12 protein-coding genes, 1 tRNA gene and 1 pseudogene are annotated in these 16,531 nt (G+C 67.6%); 6 read left to right on the top strand and 8 right to left on the bottom strand.

All coding sequences use genetic code 11. The features are described from left to right. Position 1: 1 nt before the first annotated feature. Together H7H34_RS20150 and H7H34_RS20145 are read right to left on the bottom strand one after the other, a co-directional pair. Complete coding sequence (locus H7H34_RS20150) at positions 2–1,129, bottom strand: hypothetical protein (RefSeq protein ID WP_185926241.1); 1,128 nt, start codon at positions 1,127–1,129, stop codon at positions 2–4. Between the two features lie 220 nt (positions 1,130–1,349). Then, on the bottom strand, positions 1,350–3,386 hold the full coding sequence (locus tag H7H34_RS20145) for a protein meaA (RefSeq protein WP_185926240.1): 2,037 nt from the start codon (positions 3,384–3,386) through the stop codon (positions 1,350–1,352). 465 nt (positions 3,387–3,851) lie between these two features. On the opposite strand from H7H34_RS20145, the gene ccrA reads away from it, so the two are divergent. The 3 genes from ccrA to H7H34_RS20130 all read left to right on the top strand — a co-directional run bounded on the left by ccrA (position 3,852) and on the right by H7H34_RS20130 (position 7,539). Then, on the top strand, positions 3,852–5,147 hold the full coding sequence (gene ccrA / locus H7H34_RS20140) for a crotonyl-CoA carboxylase/reductase (RefSeq protein WP_067338077.1): 1,296 nt from the start codon (positions 3,852–3,854) through the stop codon (positions 5,145–5,147). 216 nt (positions 5,148–5,363) lie between these two features. Further along, a complete protein-coding gene (locus H7H34_RS20135) occupies positions 5,364–5,882 on the top strand; it encodes a CAP domain-containing protein (RefSeq protein ID WP_208996828.1) in 519 nt (172 codons plus the stop codon). A 13-nt stretch (positions 5,883–5,895) separates the two neighbouring features. Continuing rightward, the gene (locus H7H34_RS20130) at positions 5,896–7,539 is read left to right on the top strand and encodes an acyl-CoA synthetase (RefSeq protein ID WP_185926239.1); all 1,644 of its coding nucleotides are present in this window, start codon (positions 5,896–5,898) and stop codon (positions 7,537–7,539) included. A 22-nt stretch (positions 7,540–7,561) separates the two neighbouring features. Here the strand turns inward: H7H34_RS20130 and H7H34_RS20125 are convergent, their stop codons facing one another. From H7H34_RS20125 to H7H34_RS20110, 4 genes are all read right to left on the bottom strand, one after another. Next, on the bottom strand, positions 7,562–8,845 hold the full coding sequence (locus H7H34_RS20125) for a GNAT family N-acetyltransferase (RefSeq protein WP_185926238.1): 1,284 nt from the start codon (positions 8,843–8,845) through the stop codon (positions 7,562–7,564). Positions 8,846–9,002: 157 nt separating this feature from the next. Further along, the gene (locus tag H7H34_RS20120; protein WP_185926237.1) at positions 9,003–10,418 is read right to left on the bottom strand and encodes a lipopolysaccharide biosynthesis protein; all 1,416 of its coding nucleotides are present in this window, start codon (positions 10,416–10,418) and stop codon (positions 9,003–9,005) included. 165 nt (positions 10,419–10,583) lie between these two features. After that, positions 10,584–11,264, bottom strand: coding sequence for a cupin domain-containing protein (locus H7H34_RS20115; RefSeq protein WP_185926236.1), 681 nt, complete (start codon positions 11,262–11,264; stop codon positions 10,584–10,586). 36 nt (positions 11,265–11,300) lie between these two features. After that, on the bottom strand, positions 11,301–12,524 hold the full coding sequence (locus tag H7H34_RS20110) for an MFS transporter (RefSeq protein WP_120270081.1): 1,224 nt from the start codon (positions 12,522–12,524) through the stop codon (positions 11,301–11,303). Between the two features lie 133 nt (positions 12,525–12,657). On the opposite strand from H7H34_RS20110, the gene H7H34_RS20105 reads away from it, so the two are divergent. Continuing rightward, positions 12,658–13,590, top strand: a complete 933-nt coding sequence (locus H7H34_RS20105) for a LysR family transcriptional regulator (RefSeq protein WP_185926235.1) — start codon at positions 12,658–12,660, stop codon at positions 13,588–13,590. Between the two features lies 1 nt (position 13,591). On the opposite strand, the gene H7H34_RS20100 is transcribed toward H7H34_RS20105, so the two are convergent. Together H7H34_RS20100 and H7H34_RS20095 are read right to left on the bottom strand one after the other, a co-directional pair. Continuing rightward, a tRNA-Arg gene (locus tag H7H34_RS20100) sits at positions 13,592–13,668 on the bottom strand. Positions 13,669–13,898: 230 nt separating this feature from the next. Further along, a complete protein-coding gene (locus H7H34_RS20095; protein WP_185926234.1) occupies positions 13,899–14,909 on the bottom strand; it encodes an AraC family transcriptional regulator in 1,011 nt (336 codons plus the stop codon). Positions 14,910–15,088: 179 nt separating this feature from the next. On the opposite strand from H7H34_RS20095, the gene H7H34_RS20090 reads away from it, so the two are divergent. Both H7H34_RS20090 and H7H34_RS20085 read left to right on the top strand, forming a co-directional pair. Beyond that, positions 15,089–15,529, top strand: coding sequence for a cupin domain-containing protein (locus H7H34_RS20090; protein WP_185926233.1), 441 nt, complete (start codon positions 15,089–15,091; stop codon positions 15,527–15,529). Positions 15,530–15,696: 167 nt separating this feature from the next. Next, positions 15,697–16,527: pseudogene (locus tag H7H34_RS20085) on the top strand (alpha/beta hydrolase); the annotation flags it as partial. Positions 16,528–16,531 lie beyond the last annotated feature (4 nt).

The following is a 16,531-nucleotide window of genomic DNA, read 5'->3' as shown; positions in this document are numbered from 1 at the left end:
GTCAGTGGATTATGTCCATGGCGACAGGTTCATCCGTGTCAGAGTAAATTGGCCCCAATTGAACAATAAGCATTACTGATTCTCTATCAGGCGAGATCATCAGCGGGAATCTCTTCGCGTCCGAGTATATTTCAGTGTGTTCGCGACTTTTTCGTTCGCCGACGGGTTTCTTCACATGGTACTCGTAGGATCTATCATGGTACCATAGATTGAACGAGCAACTTGAGATTCCTTGCCTTGACTTGTCGATATATGCACCGCCTCTGCTCGGAACTATGGGATGCATGGAGTTATATAGTTGAAGCGCCCGTCGCGCGCCTTCTCCCGAGGTGACTTCTGCGCTCAAAGATATCCTGTTCAGACTTTGCGCAGCGAAGAACCCTCCTTCAAAGTTCAGGCTGGTGGCGATGTCTCCCAACGCGGGGCGGACTTCGTAAAATCGTCCATCATTTGGGAGGCTGTCCACCCACGGCTTCAACGCCGGCCATTGGTCCCAGTTGTCACGGTCCAGGGATAGGGCGGCAAAGCAAGTCATACCGGGTGCGGGTGTCTTAGGTCGATCAGGATCCAGCCACGAGGGGGCGGAGATGGGTTCGTCGTGTCCTTTCGCTCGAACTCGGGCCACGGGGCGCAGATCGGGACTTTCCCTCGCGGCTCGCACCTCAGACATCTCGAATGCCTTTTTGTCCGCCCGTTCCAGCGGCTGAACGCGAACAAACTCCACATGACTGTCCTGTCCCGCAAGACTTGGACGGGTCGAATAGTATTCAATCTGCTCCAGCCGCTGCCAATTGTCGGTCCATAGCACCGGAACGATGTCACCAGGGACGAGAGGTGGGGGCCGCTGCTGCGCAGCTTCAGGACTGGCTGCCCAGGCACACGCCAACGGCACGCGGACATAGACGGCTGCATCACCGCCGGGAACCTTGGCACCTATTGCGGGAGGATTGACGTAGCTCTGGCCAGTCCAGCGCCCCGGTGCTGCAGACGTGCCCCACGAACGGGTGCCAGTGCATTTCACGACGCGCTCGATGGTGACAGGCACGCCGTCGACCTTCACATCCACCGCGTACCGAAAGTAAGCAGGAAATCGCGGATCGTCTTGCGTGCAAGCCGCACCAAGCAGCACGGCGGCAAGGCTCAGGGCAGCCACCGTGCGGGGCGGCAGAGCGAGGCGCGGGCGTCGGGTCTTCTGGTTGTCTCGCAAGGGCATGGCGGTCTGACGGTGGAGCGAACTCCTTGCTTCATGCCGTGCCGGAGCGATGCGCGCAAGACGTGTGGTGTCACAGCCCTTGCGTGCGGTTGCAAATAGTGCAGACAGGCTTAACCGCAGAGGCGTTCCGGTCCCCTCACGCAGCTGCTTCCGCGCGTGAGCCGACGATCTCCACCACTTCCTTCATGATGTCGGTAAGCTGGAAGTTCTTCGGCGTGTAGACGGCGGCGACGCCCATCGCCCGCAGACTGGCGGCGTCTTCCTCGGGAATGATGCCGCCGACGACCACCGGGATATCGTCGATGCCGGACGCGCGCAGGCGGTCCATCACGTCGCGCACCAGGGCAAGGTGCGAGCCGGACAGGATCGACAGGCCGATGACGTGGACGTCCTCCTCCAGCGCGGCGTTGACGATCTGCGCCGGGGTCAGGCGGATGCCCTCGTAGACGACTTCCATGCCGCAGTCGCGTGCGCGCACGGCGATCTGTTCCGCGCCGTTGGAATGGCCGTCGAGGCCGGGCTTGCCGACCAGGAACTTCAGCCGGCGGCCGAGCTTCGCCGACACGCTCTCTACCGCCGCCCGTACCGGGGCAAGGTCCTGCGCATCGGCGCGCGCCGCCTTGCCGACGCCGGTCGGGGCCCGGTATTCGCCGAACACCTCGCGCAGCGCCGCGCCCCATTCGCCGGTGGTGACGCCGGCCTTCGCCGCCGCAATCGACGGCTCCATGATGTTGGTGCCCTCGCTTGCCGCCTGCTTCAGCGCGGCGATGGCGCCCGCCACGGCGCCTTCGTCGCGTGCCTCGCGCCAGGCCTTGAGCGTTGCGACGGCGTCCGCCTCCACATGCTCGGGCACGGTCAGGATGCCGCCGTCCTCGCCGGTGGCGAGCGGCGAAGGCTCGCTCTCGGTGAAGCGATTGACGCCGACCACCACCTGCTCACCCGCCTCGATGGCGGCAAGACGGGCGGCGTTCGAGGCGACCAGCGCCTGCTTCATGTAGCTCGATTCCACCGCCGCGACGGCGCCGCCCATCTCCTCGATCCGGGCGAGCTCCTCGCGCGCCTCGCTCTTCAGCGCCTCGACCCTCTGGCCGATCACCGAGGAGCCGTCGAAGATGTCCTCGAACTCCAGCAGGTCGGTCTCGTAGGCAAGGATCTGCTGCACGCGCAGCGACCATTGCTGGTCGAAGGGGCGCGGCAGGCCGAGCGCCTCGTTCCAGGCCGGCAGCTGCACCGCGCGGGCGCGGGCGTTCTTCGACAGCACCACGGCCAGCGCCTCGATGAGGATGCGGTAGACGTTGTTTTCCGGCTGCTGCTCGGTGAGCCCGAGCGAGTTGACCTGCACGCCGTAGCGGAAGCGGCGGTAGCGCTCGTCATCGACGCCGTAGCGGGTCTGGCAGATCTCGTCCCACAGCTCGGCGAAGGCGCGCATCTTGCAGATCTCGGTGATGAAGCGCATGCCGGCATTGACGAAGAAGGAGATGCGGCCGACCGCCTGTGGGAAGTCGCTTGCCGGTATCGCGCCCGATGCCTTCACCTCGTCGAGAATGGCGATCGCGGTCGCCAGCGCGAAGGAGAGCTCCTGCACCGGCGTCGCCCCGGCTTCCTGCAGGTGGTAGGAGCACACGTTCATCGGGTTCCACTTCGGCATGGCGCCGTAGGTCCAGGCGATGACGTCGCGGGTCAGCCGCAGCGAGGGCGCGGGCGGAAACACATAGGTGCCGCGCGACAGGTATTCCTTGATGATGTCGTTCTGCGTCGTGCCGGCCAGCTCGGCCCGGTCGGCGCCCTGCTCGTCGGCGGCCGCGACATAGAGCGCCAGCAGCCAGGGGGCCGTGGCGTTGATCGTCATCGACGTGTTCATCTGTTCCAGCGGGATGCGGTCGAACAGCGCCCGCATGTCGCCGAGATGGGCAATCGGCACGCCGACCTTGCCGACCTCGCCGCGCGCCAGCGGATGGTCCGGGTCGTAGCCGGTCTGGGTCGGCAGGTCGAAGGCGACGGACAGGCCCGTCTGGCCCTTGGCGAGGTTGCGGCGATAGAGCTCGTTGGACTCCTGCGCGCTCGAATGGCCGGCATAGGTGCGGAAGATCCAGGGCCTGTCGCGCCGGGCCGGTGTCGCCCCGCCCGCGCTCTTCGTCGCCGGTTCCGTGCCGGGGGTCGCTCTGTCGCCCATGGAAACACTCCTCGCAAGCTTCGTGCCCGCGGCGGTGCCCAATGGGGTCCGCATGACCGGGCATCTTCCTGATTTTCCTCAAGCTCCTCGTCCTGAGACGGGGCGCCATCCTCCCGAAATCAAGCGCGCCTCCCGCGCCCGCAACGCACTATTTCTAGGTGCGATGCAAAAACACTCTTGGGCAAACGCGCCAATTAAGCAATAGTCCAATAGCGGAACGCCTATTTTTGGTACGATAGTTTCGCGAGCGGGGCGTATCTTCCTCTTTCGGAATGATGCGTCGCAGCAATCGACCGCAAGGGACGGGCGGCCGACGACCTCGCGCCGGCAACGATCCGGGCCTCCGCCGGACGGGCGGACGGGACGCCGGAGAGGACGCGGGGGGCGAAAACCTGAAAGGCGGTGCGGCGGCGGTCTCGGCCCTTGCTGCACCTGCCGGCGACATAACGGGAGGACATGCGCGATATGGGCAATGCTCAGCAGGCAAACGACAATCGCGAGGCGGAGGATCGCCCGGTGAAGGACCTTTACGAGATCGGCGAGATCCCGCCGCTCGGCCATGTGCCGAAGTCGATGTATGCCTGGACCATCCGGCCCGACCGGCACGGGCCGCCGGAAGACGCGATGAAGCTGGAAGTGGTTCCCACCTGGGAGCTCGACAGCAACGAGGTGCTGGTTCTCGTGATGGCTGCGGGCGTCAACTACAACGGCATCTGGGCCGGTCTCGGCGAGCCGATCTCGGTCTTCAAGGTGCATGACGAGGCCTATCACATCGCCGGATCCGATGCCTCGGGTATCGTCTGGGCGGTCGGCTCCAAGGTGAAGCGCTGGAAGGTCGGCGACGAGGTCGTCATTCACTGCAATCAGGACGACGGCGACGACGAGGAGTGCAACGGCGGCGACCCGATGTTCTCGCCGACCCAGCGGATCTGGGGCTACGAGACGCCGGACGGCTCGTTCTCGCAGTTCTGCCGCGTGCAGTCGCAGCAGCTGATGCCGCGTCCCAAGCACCTGACCTGGGAGGAGGCGGCCTGCTACACGCTGACGCTGGCCACCGCCTACCGCATGCTGTTCGGCCACGCGCCGCACCAGCTGCGCCCGGGCCAGAACGTTCTGGTGTGGGGCGCCTCGGGCGGCCTCGGCGTCTTCGGCATCCAGCTGGCGGCCGCGGCCGGGGCCAATGCCATCGGCGTCATCTCCGACGAGGACAAGCGCGACTACGTGCTCTCGCTCGGCGCCAAGGGCGTGATCAACCGCAAGGACTTCAACTGCTGGGGCCAGATGCCCAAGGTCAACTCGCCCGAATACAACGAGTGGCTGAAGGAGGCACGGCGCTTCGGCAAGGCGATCTGGGAGGTCACCGGCAAGGGCAACGATGTCGACATGGTGTTCGAGCATCCCGGCGAGGCGACCTTCCCGGTCTCCTGCCTGGTGGTCAAGCGCGGCGGCATGGTCGTGTTCTGCGCCGGCACGACCGGCTTCAACCTGACCTTCGACGCCCGCTATGTCTGGATGCGGCAGAAGCGCATCCAGGGCTCGCATTTCGCCCATCTCAAGCAGGCCTCGGAGGCCAACAAGGCGGTCATCGACCGGCGGATCGATCCGTGCATGAGCGAGGTTTTCCCGTGGGAGGACATCCCGCGTGCCCACACCAAGATGTGGAAGAACCAGCACGCGCCCGGCAACATGGCGGTGCTGGTCTGCGCGCCGACCACGGGCCTGCGCACGTTCGAGGATGTTTTGGCGGCAAGCGAACGCTGACCCCTCGAGAACCGCTCTTCCAGGCTCCGCCGCGGGAGGTTTTCCGCGGCGGGGTCGTGGGCGGTTCGCCCATCAACGCTTTCTCAAGGGGAGGGGCCTATCCTTGCGCCCCTGACCATGGCCGGCACGAGCGGGCAGCATGGTCAAAGGGCGCCGCGCGGCCGCCGCCCTTCATTTTTCCTCGCCCCGCGCCGCGCGGGACGCTATGAGACTCCCATGACCTTTCGGCTTCGTATCGGCTGTGTCGCCCTTGTCGGGTTGCTTGCCGCCGCCTGCATGCCGGAGCGCAACGTCGTTCCGCCCTATTACAAGGACCTCGCCCGGGTCGACGCCTCCGTCGATGCGGCCGCGGCGCAGCAGATGATCACCAGCTATCGCCAGTCCAACGGCGCAGGCTCGCTCACCATCGATCCGTCCTTGATGCAAGTGGCGCAGAAGCAGGCCCTCGCCATGGCCCGCGCCCAGGACATCCAGGCCTCGCTTCAGCGCGGTAACAGCCTCGCGGTGCGCCTTGCGGCCGCCGGCGAGGAAAAGACCTATGCGGTGGAGAATGTCAGCGCCGGCTACCGGACCGTCGCCGAGGCCTTTTCCGGCTGGCGCGATTCGCCCAAGCACAATGCGGTGATGCTCGACGGCAAGGCGACACGCATGGGCATCGCCACGGCCTACGCGCCCGGGTCCCGGCACAAGGTGTACTGGTCGCTGGTGCTTGCCGGGCCGGCCGGGCAGCCCTGAGGCGGCTTGAACGATGCTGGAGCGCGCCGAAAGCTACGAGGCACTCGTTTCCGGATTCCGCTGGCGGATCCCGGCGCGCTACAACATCGCCGATGTCGCCTGCAGCGCTTTTGCCGCCCGCGCGCCCGAGCGCGAGGCGCTGCTGCATCTTCGCGAGGACGGCAGCATCGAGCGCTGGACCTATGGCCGGCTCGAAGAGGCCTCCTCGCGGCTTGCCAATGCCCTGAAGGCACAAGGGATCACCCGCGGCGAGCGGGTGGCATTGCTGCTGCCGCAGTCGCCGCAGACGCTTCTCGGCCATCTTGCGGTCTACAAGCTCGGCGCCGTCGCGGTGCCGCTCGCCAATCTGTTCGGCGTCGACGCGCTGCGTTACCGGCTCGCCGACAGCGGCGCGGCGGCGGTGATCACGGATGCGGCCGGGCTTGCCAAGCTGTCGGAGATCCGCGACGAGCTCGGCATGCTGCGCGTGATCGTGTCCACGGACGGCGTGGCGCCCGGCGCCCTGTGTTTCGACACGCTGGTGGCGCAAGGGGCGGCTTCCTTCGATTGCGCGGAGACCAGCCCGGACGATCCGGCGATGATGATCTACACCTCCGGCACGACGGGCCAGCCCAAGGGCGCGCTGCACGGCCACCGGGTGCTCGCCGGCCATCTGCCCGGTATCCAGATGGCGCATGAGTTCCTGCCGCAGCCGGGTGACCTGTTCTGGACCCCGGCCGACTGGGCCTGGGCGGGCGGGTTGCTCAACGCGCTGTTGCCGGCCTTGACGCTCGGCGTGCCGGTCGTCTCCTACCGCTTCGAAAAATTCGATCCCGAGCGGGCCTTCGCGCTGCTCGAGCGGTTTGCCGTGCGCAATGCCTTCATCCCGCCGACCGCGCTGAAGATGATGCGTGCGGTGGCCAATCCGCGCGCGCGCTTCGATCTGGCGCTGCGCACCGTCGGCTCCGCCGGCGAGGCGCTGGGCCGGGAGACCTACGACTGGGCGCGCGAGGATCTCGGTCTCACCGTCAACGAGTTCTACGGCCAGACCGAATGCAATGCGATCCTGGCCTCGTGTGCGGCCCTCGGCGTCAGCCGGTCGGGCGCCATCGGCAAGCCGGTGCCCGGTCACGAGGTGGCGGTGATCGGCGAGGACGGCAGCGTCCTGGCGCCGGGCGTGCAGGGGCAGATCGCCGTGCGCCGGCCCGATCCGGTGATGTTCCTGCGCTACTGGGGGCAGGACGAGGCAACGCTCGGCAAGTTCATCGGCGACTGGATGACCACCGGCGACCAGGGCGTGGTCGACGAGGACGGATATGTCCACTTCGTCGGGCGCGACGACGACATCATCACCTCGGCCGGCTATCGCATCGGCCCGGGCGAGATCGAGGATTGTCTGCTGTCGCATCCGGCGGTGGCGCTGGCTGCCGTCGTCGGCAAGCCGGACCCGCTGCGCACGGAGATCGTCAAGGCCTTCATCGTGCCGACCTCCGGCATTGCGCCCGACACCGCGCTCGAGGAGGAGATCCGCGACCATGTCCGCACGCGGCTATCGGCGCATGAATATCCTCGGGAAATCGCCTTCGTGGATGAACTGCCGATGACCACGACGGGCAAGGTCATCCGCCGCCTGCTGCGCGAGGAAACGGTGCGCGGCGGCCTGGAGACCGAGGAGTAATCCTCCCTCCCGATCGCGCGGTTCAGCCGCGGCCCTTGCGCACCCTGGCCAGCAGCGCGCGCGCCAGTTTGCGAAGCCGGCGATTGGCGGCGATGTCGAGCCGGGCAAGCGCGCCGCGCAGGGCGCCTCCCGTTCCCTTCGAGACCACCAGCGTGGCGAAGGGCACCGAGCCGCGCCACAGCGGCGCGATCATCGGATGGTCCGGAATGGCAAGCGAATCCGCGTCGGAAAAGCCGGCTTCGTCGAGATTGCGACGCATCGCCCGGCGGGTCAGCTGCGCACCCGGCGAGAAACGCGCAAGCTGCTCGTCATAGGCGATCTTCCAGGAAAACGTCCGGTCACGGTCGCGCACCGTCACCAGCATGGCGGCCGGCGTGTTGCCGGCGTCCAGCGTGTCGATGCGCACCTGTCCCCTTGCGGCCAGCGAGGAAATGAAGGCGCGGGCAAAGGCCGCGCGCTCCGGGGTGCTCGCGAGCGCGGTTCCGCGCCGTCCCTTCCATCCCGAGGCTTCCAGAGCCAGAAATCTCTCGAAGGCTTCCCCGACGCTGGCGGGATCCGTCAGGCTGTCGAAGCGGGCCGTGGCATTCGCCTCCTCCAGCCGGCGCAACTGGCGATTCAGCTCCCTGCGGCGGCGGGTTCCGATCTGGCGGAACTGCTCTTCGCCGGCCGGTCCCGCGGAGTGACCGGCGCGCACGGCTCTGGCAGTGCAGGCCACGCGCCAGCCCGCTTGCCGGGCGAGGTCGTCGAACAGCTCGGTGACCGGCCCGTCGGTGCGCAGATAGGGGACAAGGAAGGTCTGGGTGCCGAACTCCAGTGCCGCCTTGTCCAGCAGCAGCGACAAGGTGGCGCTGTCGGCGGAGGGGGCAAGCAGGGGAGTGCCGAGCGGGCCGTAGTCGCTGGCGCAGGCGCTGGCCACCGGAACGAAAAGACCGGCGCGGCGGCGCAGAAAGGGCGCAAGGGCAAGAAAGCTGCCGTCGCCGGCATCGCGCACGGCGAGGATGCGCACGTTGCCGGTTTCCATATGCGCCAGATAGGGCAGCAGGAAATCGGGCCCGAAGAAGGGATTCGGCTCCAGCGCGGTCTCGGCGAGCGCGCGCCACTGCGGCAGATGGGCTTCGGCTTCGCTGGCGCGAAAGACGAGGGCGTTCATCGTCCGCTCCCGGTGCTGGCCTCTGGATGCCGCCGAGACCGGCTGGCGGGGGGCCTTGCGACGGCGGGCGCGTGCAGCGGATGGGCGTGCTGCCTGCTCGGTGCCGGATCCCGTCGTGCGTGTGCCGTCGGCCCTGTCGTCTTCGGCGATTGCCATTGCGGCTCCTTTGCCCGCCGGCCTGCCGGTCCCGATCCCTGTCGGGGGCAACCGTCGGTTTCAGAGGCAGAAGATGCCACAGAGCGGGGACAATTGAAGCTGCTTCGTTCAGCCTTGGTTAACCCTGCCGGGACGTGGGCGGGCCGGGCACCCCGTGTCACGGTGCAGCCTGCGGGGCGCGGGGGGCGAGGATAAACGGGTCGACGCCGAGATGGCGGCGCGCCTGGTGGCGCAGGGCGCAGGCCTCGAAGATCATCGCGCCGGCGGTGGCGATGGCCGCGCCGTTGATGCCGAGCAGCGGGATCAGGGTCATGTTGAGCGCAAGGTTCAGGACGAAGGCGAGGGCATAGATCCGGGCGCAGCGTCCCTGCTGGTCCGCCATGGTCAAAAGCGCGTCGGCCGGACCGACGCAGGCACGGGCGAGCACGCCGGCCAGCAGGATCAGCATGGCGGGATAGCCGCTGATGAAGTCCGGACCGAACAGCGACAGCAGCAGCGGGCCGACGGGCACCAGCAGCACGCACATGGCCAGCGTCGGCCAGAAGGTCCAGCGGGCGGTGTCGGCGACGAAGGCGCCGAGCTCCGCGCGCGCGCCGCCGTGATACAGGTGCGAGTAGCGATGGGCGGTGGCCGAGCGCACCGCGAAATAGACGAAATGAGCAAGCGCCGGCGTCTTGGACGCGGCGAAGTAGATCGCCACCTGATGCGGGTCCTCCCACAGGCTGACCATCACCACGTCGGCGCTGGTAATCAGCTGGAAGAATCCCTCCACCAGCAGGATCGGCAGCGAGATCCGCAGCCAGTCGCGAAAAGTCCAGTCGCCGCGCAGCGGGCGGCCTGCCGGGGCGGGCGGCAGGGAGCGGGAGAGAACCAGCATCTGCACCAGCGCCACGCCCCAGGTGGCGAGGATCGTGACGATGCAGGCATTGGTCGCAGTGGCGGGAACGCCGGCCCAGATGGCGATGGCCATGCCGGCGAGGATCGCCAGCGGGCGCCAGATGAAGGTCGGAAGCATGGCCAGAAGCGGCCAGTCGTGGGCGCGGGCGATGCCGTCCTGGATGCTGCCGATGGTGAAGAGCGGCAGGCAGACGGCGCCGAGCGCCAGCGGCAGCACGTAGTGGGAGGCGATCAGGTCGCCGGCGAGCCACACGGCCAGGATGCCCGCAAGGGCGATCCCGGTGGCGGCAAGGCCGCCGGCCAGCCGGCTGCCGACAAGCAGCGCGCGGAGGCGGCCGTGGTGTCCCTGCGCCCGGTATTCGGGTATGAGCCGCAGCACCGAGGACGAGAAGCCGAGCGGTGCGAAGATGCCCAGAACCACGACCAGCGTCCAGACAACGACGTAGATTCCGTATTCGTGGCCGCCCATCAGCCGGGCGAGGATGACCTGCATGACATAGGCGAGCACGGCGCCGAGCACGCGGATCGCGAACACCGACAGCGCCATGCGCTGGGCGCGCGAAGTGTCCGGTTCGCCGTTGAGGATACGCTCGCAGCGGGCAAGCACAGGCTGCACGCGCGCGAAAAGGGCGGCGGGCAGGATCCTTTCGGCCCATGTCACAGGTGACAGGCGCAACGCCGGGAGCTCCTTCTCGGGTCAACCGCGAGAATCTAGCCCGAGGGGCTTAATTTTCCGTGCGGTTCGCGTGCGGGAGCAAGGGTATGGGCACATGGCGCGTGGTGCGCGAGGTGTGCAGGATCACAATCCGGTGATCGGTCGTGCGGGCGAGCACATCGCCGCTCAGCCGGGCATCGCCAGCACGTCCGGGTGCTGCAGCGGGGCGTGCTTCAGCCACAGGCATGCGCCATCCGGGCCGGTCGTCGCCGCGAAGTCGATACCGGCCGGCAGACGGCACCAGCTGCCGGCGAAAAGCGGCTCGCCATCGGCCTGAAGGTTTCCGGAAATGACGAGAATCTCAAGGCCTTGCGGGTTTTCGACCGCAACGGCCGTGTCGCCCAGCCAGCCCTCGATCGCAACCCGCTCGGCCGCATCGGCAAACAGCAGGCGGGCGGCGGCGGCCCCTTTGCGCAGCGGGGCGGGATCGCCCTCGCCGGGGCGGTGGACGATCTGGGCGGTGTCGGACCCGCGAAACTGCCAGAGCCGAACGAAGATGACGCAGCCTTCGGCCGAGGCGGGGCTGTGCGCGGTGCCCGGGGGATTGCGGAAGTAGGTGCCGGCCGGATAGTCGCCGTGCTCGTCCTGGAAGGTTCCCTCCAGCACGAGAATCTCTTCGCCGCCGTCATGGGTGTGCGCGGGAAAGGCGCTGCCGGGCGCGTAGCGCACGAGGGAGGTGGCGCGGGCGATTTCCCCGCCCACCCGGTAGAGCATCTTGCGCTCGACGCCGGCGGCGGGACTGGCGATCCAGTCGAGCTCAGCCGAATGGACCGTTACCGGTCGGTCGAGATCGTCGTTGATGCGCATCGCGTCGTTCCTGTCCGTAGGCGGCTTGCCTTCCAGTCAGCCGCGCGCGGGGGAAAAGCTGCGCGAGACGGCGATGGCGATGAAGGCAAGGGTCAGCGGCACGAAGGATAACCACAGAACCGTGCTCCAGCCATAGGCCGTGAGCAGGCCGCCGGAGAGCAGCGAGCCGAAGGCCATGGTGCCGAAGACGACGAAGTCGTTCAGCGACTGGACGCGGGTCTTCTCTTCCGGCCGGTGGCATTCCAGCACCATGGCGGAGGCGCCGATGAAGCCGAAGTTCCAGCCAAGGCCCAGGAGGACAAGCGTCACCCAGAACTGGGTCACCTCGACGCCGGTCAGCCCGACGACGGCCGAGGCGCCGATCAGCGCAAGGCCGGTGACGACGATGGTCGTCGCGCCGTAGCGGGTGATCAGGCTGCCGGTGAAGAAGCTCGGCGCATACATGGCGATGACGTGCCATTGCAGGCCGAGATTGGCGGATTCCTGCGACAGGCCGCAGAGCTGCATGGCGAGCGGGGCGGCGGTCATCAGGAAGTTCATCAAGAGATAGGAGACGACGCCGCAGGCCACCGCCACGATGAAGCGCGGCTGGCGGGCGATCAGGCCGAGCGGCCGGCCGCCGGCGCGTTCCGCGGCGGTCGGCTTGGGCAGGCGGATGCCGGCGAGGATAAGTGCGGAAAGCGCCGCCACGCCCGCCTGTGCCAGGAAGGTGGCGGCGAACATGTAGGGCATCCACAGATACATGGTGTGGGTGACCAGCTGCGGGCCGATGACGCCGGCGAAGACACCGCCGGCCATGACCAGCGACAGGGCGCGGGGCCGCTTGTCGGCCGGCACGCAATCGGCGGCGGCGAAGCGGAAGGAGAGGACAACCGCCGCATAGGCGCCGCCAAAGAAGGTCGCCGCGCAGAACAGCCAGAACGAGCCGATGATGACGGCGAGCGCTGCCAGCAGGCCGACCAGGACACCGCAAACCGTACCGGCAAGGAAGGCCGCGCGCCGGCCGTAGCGCTGGGCGATGGCGCCGGAGGGCAGGGTGCATGCAGCCATGCCGACGACGAAAATCGTGATCGGCAGCGTTGCCAGTGCCGGGGTCGGCGCCAGCGTATGCCCGACGATCGCGCCGGTGGCGAAGACCACGACGGAGTTCGCACCAGCCAGCGCCTGAACGATGGCGAGGCGAACGACGTTGCTGCGGGCGTACGGGTAGAGGGACGAGTGCTCGGAAGGAGCGGGCTGGGCCGCCGCGGCGTCGGACATGAGGGCTTGAACCTGACTGGTGGGCAAAATCCGGCACGCAAAATGGATGCGCCGGGCGTTGACCATCGCATAGCAGATCGGGAATATGAGCAGAAATGATGATAATTCACACATGGATGAAGGGCTCGCATAAATGCTCGACCGGCAACATCTCGTCTTCATCCGCGAGGTCGTGCGGGCGGGCAGTGTGACCGCCGCTGCGGCGAGGATGAACCTCAGCCAGTCGGCGATCAGCCATGCGGTCGCCAAGCTGGAAAGCCGCTACGGAATCAAGGTCTGGCATCGGAAGGGGCGCAGCCTGCAGCTGACCCGTGCGGGGGAATATCTGCTGCGGCTGGCGGACCGCCTGGTGCCCGAACTCGACCACGCCGAGCAGGTTCTGGCGGACATCGCGCAAGGCCGGCGCGGGGCGATGCGCATCGGAATGGAGTGCCATCCTTGCGAAAAATGGCTGATGCGGGTGACGGGGCCGTTCCTTGTGGCCTGGCCGGACGTGGATATCGAGATCCGCACCGCCTTCCGCTTCGACGGCATCGCGGCGCTGGCGGCGCACGAGATCGACGTCCTGGTGACGCCTGATCCGGTGAACGTGCCGGACCTGGAGTTCGAACCGGTCTTCGACTACGAGCTGAAGCTGGCGGTGCGGGCCGATCACCGGCTGGCCCGGCGCGCCTTCATCGAGCCGGCCGACCTGTTGGACGAGGACCTCCTGACCGTACCGGTTGCGGCCGAACGCCTTGATCTGTTTACCCGTTTTCTCATTCCGGCCGGCTATCGCCCGCGGCGGCGGGTGACGGTGGAAAGCGTGGAGCTGACCTTGCAGATGGTGATGGCGGGGCGCGGCGTGACGGTGCTGCCGGACTGGCTGCTGGCCGAAAGCGCGGCGGGGCTGGATCTGGCCCGGATCGGGGTCGGACGGGAGGGGCTCGGCAAGAGCATCAATATCGGCGTGCGGCGGGCAGAACTTGCGACCGACTACCTGCAGGGCTTCCTGGAGATCGCCCGCCGTGTCGGCCCGGCCGAGGCCCTGGCCCCGCAGGCGGCCGAAACGGCGGCGCGGGGATAGGTGGTGATCCCGACAGGATTCGAACCTGTGACCCTCAGATTAGGAATCTGATGCTCTATCCTGCTGAGCTACGGGACCATGCTGCCTATGCGGCGGGGACAGCTGCGCCATCCTGCCGGGCTTGATAGCAAACTGGCGTGAAAAATCAATTTCCTTGGTGCAGGGCGTTTTCGGCGGGGGCGGGGACAGTGCAGGGCCTTTCCCCGCGCCGGGGCGCATCGAAGCCGTCTCGAATTTTGCGCAGGATTTTGCGAAATTCCGTCTCAATCTCGCGAAATTTCGATTTTTGCCTCTCGACCCGGCCGGTCTCAGCTGCCGGCGGTGCGCAGGCCCTGCCGGTCGCTCGGAGAGTGGCCGAACCGCTCCTTGTAGTCGCGCGAGAAGCGGCCGAGGTGGGAGAAGCCGCATGAGAAGGCTGCCTCGGTGACGCTGGGCGCGTCGCGATGGGCGAGCAGCTGGTAGTGGGCGGTGTCCAGCCGGGCGTTGCGCAGGACCTGCATCGGCGACAGGCCGAAGACCCGCTGGAAGCCCTTCTGGAGGGTGCGGACATTGATGCCGGCGGCGCGGGCGATGTCGGCCAGCGTGATCGGCTCGGCGAGATTGGCATGGATGTAGTCGAGCGCCAGGCGGATCGCCCGGGGCCGCGCCTGGCTGTCGGCGCGCTCGATGATGTGGGTGATGTTGCTGCGCTGGAGCATCAACAGCGCGTGGGCGAGATCGTGCTCGGCGCGCAGGTCGCCGCCGCCGAGCGGGCGATGGAATAGGCGGCCACCCTCCACCGCCTCGACGCAGGCGGTGACCATGCGGTGCAGCTGCCGGCCCTGCGGCGAGGTCAGGTCGACCTTCATGTCGAAGCGGATGGGGCCGGGCAGCGGCGCGCCGACGAGATCGCGCGCCACGTTCTCCAGATGGGTGCGGTCGATCTGCACCAGCACCTTGCTGCAGCCCTCGCCCCAGTCCAGCCGCGCGGTGCGGTCCGGGTTGAGGATCGCCGCAGCCTGCGGCGTCGCCATCATCTCCTCGCCGCGATGCTGGACGCGGGTGCGGCCCGACAGCGGCAGGTGGAAGAGATAGAAGGAGCCGAGCAGGCCCGGATCGATGCTGACCTCGGCGCCGTAGGACAGATAGTTGACCGACAGGTTCAGTCCGCGCACCGCATTGTGGCGGACGGAAAGGCTGGAGCGGCGGTTGCCGATCTCCAGCCGGTGGTCGCAGAATTTCTGGCCGACCCGATGGCGGGCCTCGTCGAGGTCGCTGGTGCGCAGCACCGGATGGCTCGCGAAGTACTCCCTCGTCGGCAGTGTCCGTTCGGCGGTCATGGCGTTCCCCGGGGCTTTAGCCTCTCAGGACATGATCAACGCAAGTTCCCTCTGATATTTCAAGTCTAAAATATTTCGCCGCAACACGCGTTCGTTTTCTGGATAAGGGATTTTGCGGTTCCGGTGCAGGCTCGGCTGAACAAAAACGCAAAAACCCCTGTCCAGACGGAGCCTCGACGATGCAACCTGGCGTGACAAAGGCCGATACCGGCCTCAACGGACATTCCTGGAACGTGGTGGGGCACACCTATGTGCCCAAGCTGAAGAGCGACGACGCCTTCATCTGGCATGCGACGATCCCGGACGGGACTTTCGTTCCGCCGCACATCCATCCGACCCAGGACGAGTGGATCTACCTGATCGAGGGCAACCTGGAGGTCGAGTTCGGCGCGGACGTGGTGCGTGCCGGGCCGGGCGACACGGTGCGCATGCCGATGGGCATCGCCCACGGCATCTTCAACCGCTCGGGCAAGACCGCACGTTGCGTCTTCGGCGTGTCGCCGGCGCGCAAGCTCTACGAGCTGTTCACCGTGCTGGACGGGGTGAAGGACCCGGCCGAGCTGGTGCGCCTGTCGGCCCTGCACGAGGTCGACTTCCTGCCGCCGCCGGAGGGCGCCTGACCACAGGCCCGGCCGCTGGCGTGACCACAGACGCGCCGGGCCGGGGAGCGGGCGGCGTGCTGCGCCGCCTCATCGCCCGGTTGAGCGGCTCCGCGGCGGGCGGTTCGCCCGAGGCCGTGCCGCCGCGCCCGCCGCAGTCTTCACCCGAGATCCAAGACGCGAGACCCATGCCCCTGCTGCCCCCCGCCCGAGACTGGGACGACGCCTTCGCCAACATGGCCCATGTGGCGAATTCGCACGAGCTGCCCGGCTTCTGGTCCGCGCGTGCGGCCGAGTACCGTGCCGCCATGCAGGCGGCCGGCCACCGGCTCGACCTCGACATCGCCTATGGCGCGCATCCGCGCGAGACGTACGACATCGTCTGGCCGCAAGGCACGCCGCGCGGCCTCGCCGTCTTCGTGCATGGCGGCTACTGGATGCGGCTCGACAAGTCCTACTGGACGGACTTTGCCGAAGGGGCGCGGGCGCGCGGCTGGGCGGTGTGCCTGCCGAGCTACACGCTGACCCCCGAGGCGCGCATCTCGCAGATCACCGGACAGATCGCCCGGGCGATCGCCCATGCGGCGGCGCGTGTCGACGGGCCGATCCGCCTGTCGGGCCACTCGGCCGGCGGCCATCTGGTCACCCGCATGGTCTGCGCAGACAGCCCGCTGGAGGCGGGCGTGCGCAATCGCATCGAGCACACGCTGTCGATCAGCGGCCTGCACGACCTGCGTCCGCTGCTGCATACGGGCATGAACGACACGCTGCATCTCGACCTTGCTGAGGCGCGGGCCGAAAGCGCCGCGCTCGCCGAGCCGGGGCTGGCCGCTCCCCTGACCTGCTGGGTGGGCGGCGGCGAGCGGCCCGAATTCATCCGCCAGGCGAAGCTGCTCGCCGACATCTGGGGCGGGCTGGACGTGCCGGCGCGCGCCCATGTCGACGGCGAGCACAATCATTTCACGGTGCTGGAGGCCCTGAAGGACCCGGCATCGCCGATCACCGACGCCTTTGTCGGCTCCC

Source organism: Stappia sp. 28M-7, assembly GCF_014252955.1.
Classification (GTDB): Bacteria; Pseudomonadota; Alphaproteobacteria; order Rhizobiales; family Stappiaceae; genus Stappia.
This window is presented reverse-complemented; position numbering and strand designations above follow the sequence as displayed.

Coding starts and splice junctions, on each gene's coding strand:
- H7H34_RS20145 (WP_185926240.1), bottom strand. CDS start 3,386: ATGGGCGACAGAGCGACCCCCGGCACGGAACCGGCGACGAAGAGCGCG.
- ccrA (WP_067338077.1), top strand. CDS start 3,852: ATGGGCAATGCTCAGCAGGCAAACGACAATCGCGAGGCGGAGGATCGC.
- H7H34_RS20135 (WP_208996828.1), top strand. CDS start 5,364: ATGACCTTTCGGCTTCGTATCGGCTGTGTCGCCCTTGTCGGGTTGCTT.
- H7H34_RS20130 (WP_185926239.1), top strand. CDS start 5,896: ATGCTGGAGCGCGCCGAAAGCTACGAGGCACTCGTTTCCGGATTCCGC.
- H7H34_RS20125 (WP_185926238.1), bottom strand. CDS start 8,845: ATGGCAATCGCCGAAGACGACAGGGCCGACGGCACACGCACGACGGGA.
- H7H34_RS20115 (WP_185926236.1), bottom strand. CDS start 11,264: ATGCGCATCAACGACGATCTCGACCGACCGGTAACGGTCCATTCGGCT.
- H7H34_RS20110 (WP_120270081.1), bottom strand. CDS start 12,524: ATGTCCGACGCCGCGGCGGCCCAGCCCGCTCCTTCCGAGCACTCGTCC.
- H7H34_RS20105 (WP_185926235.1), top strand. CDS start 12,658: ATGCTCGACCGGCAACATCTCGTCTTCATCCGCGAGGTCGTGCGGGCG.
- H7H34_RS20095 (WP_185926234.1), bottom strand. CDS start 14,909: ATGACCGCCGAACGGACACTGCCGACGAGGGAGTACTTCGCGAGCCAT.
- H7H34_RS20090 (WP_185926233.1), top strand. CDS start 15,089: ATGCAACCTGGCGTGACAAAGGCCGATACCGGCCTCAACGGACATTCC.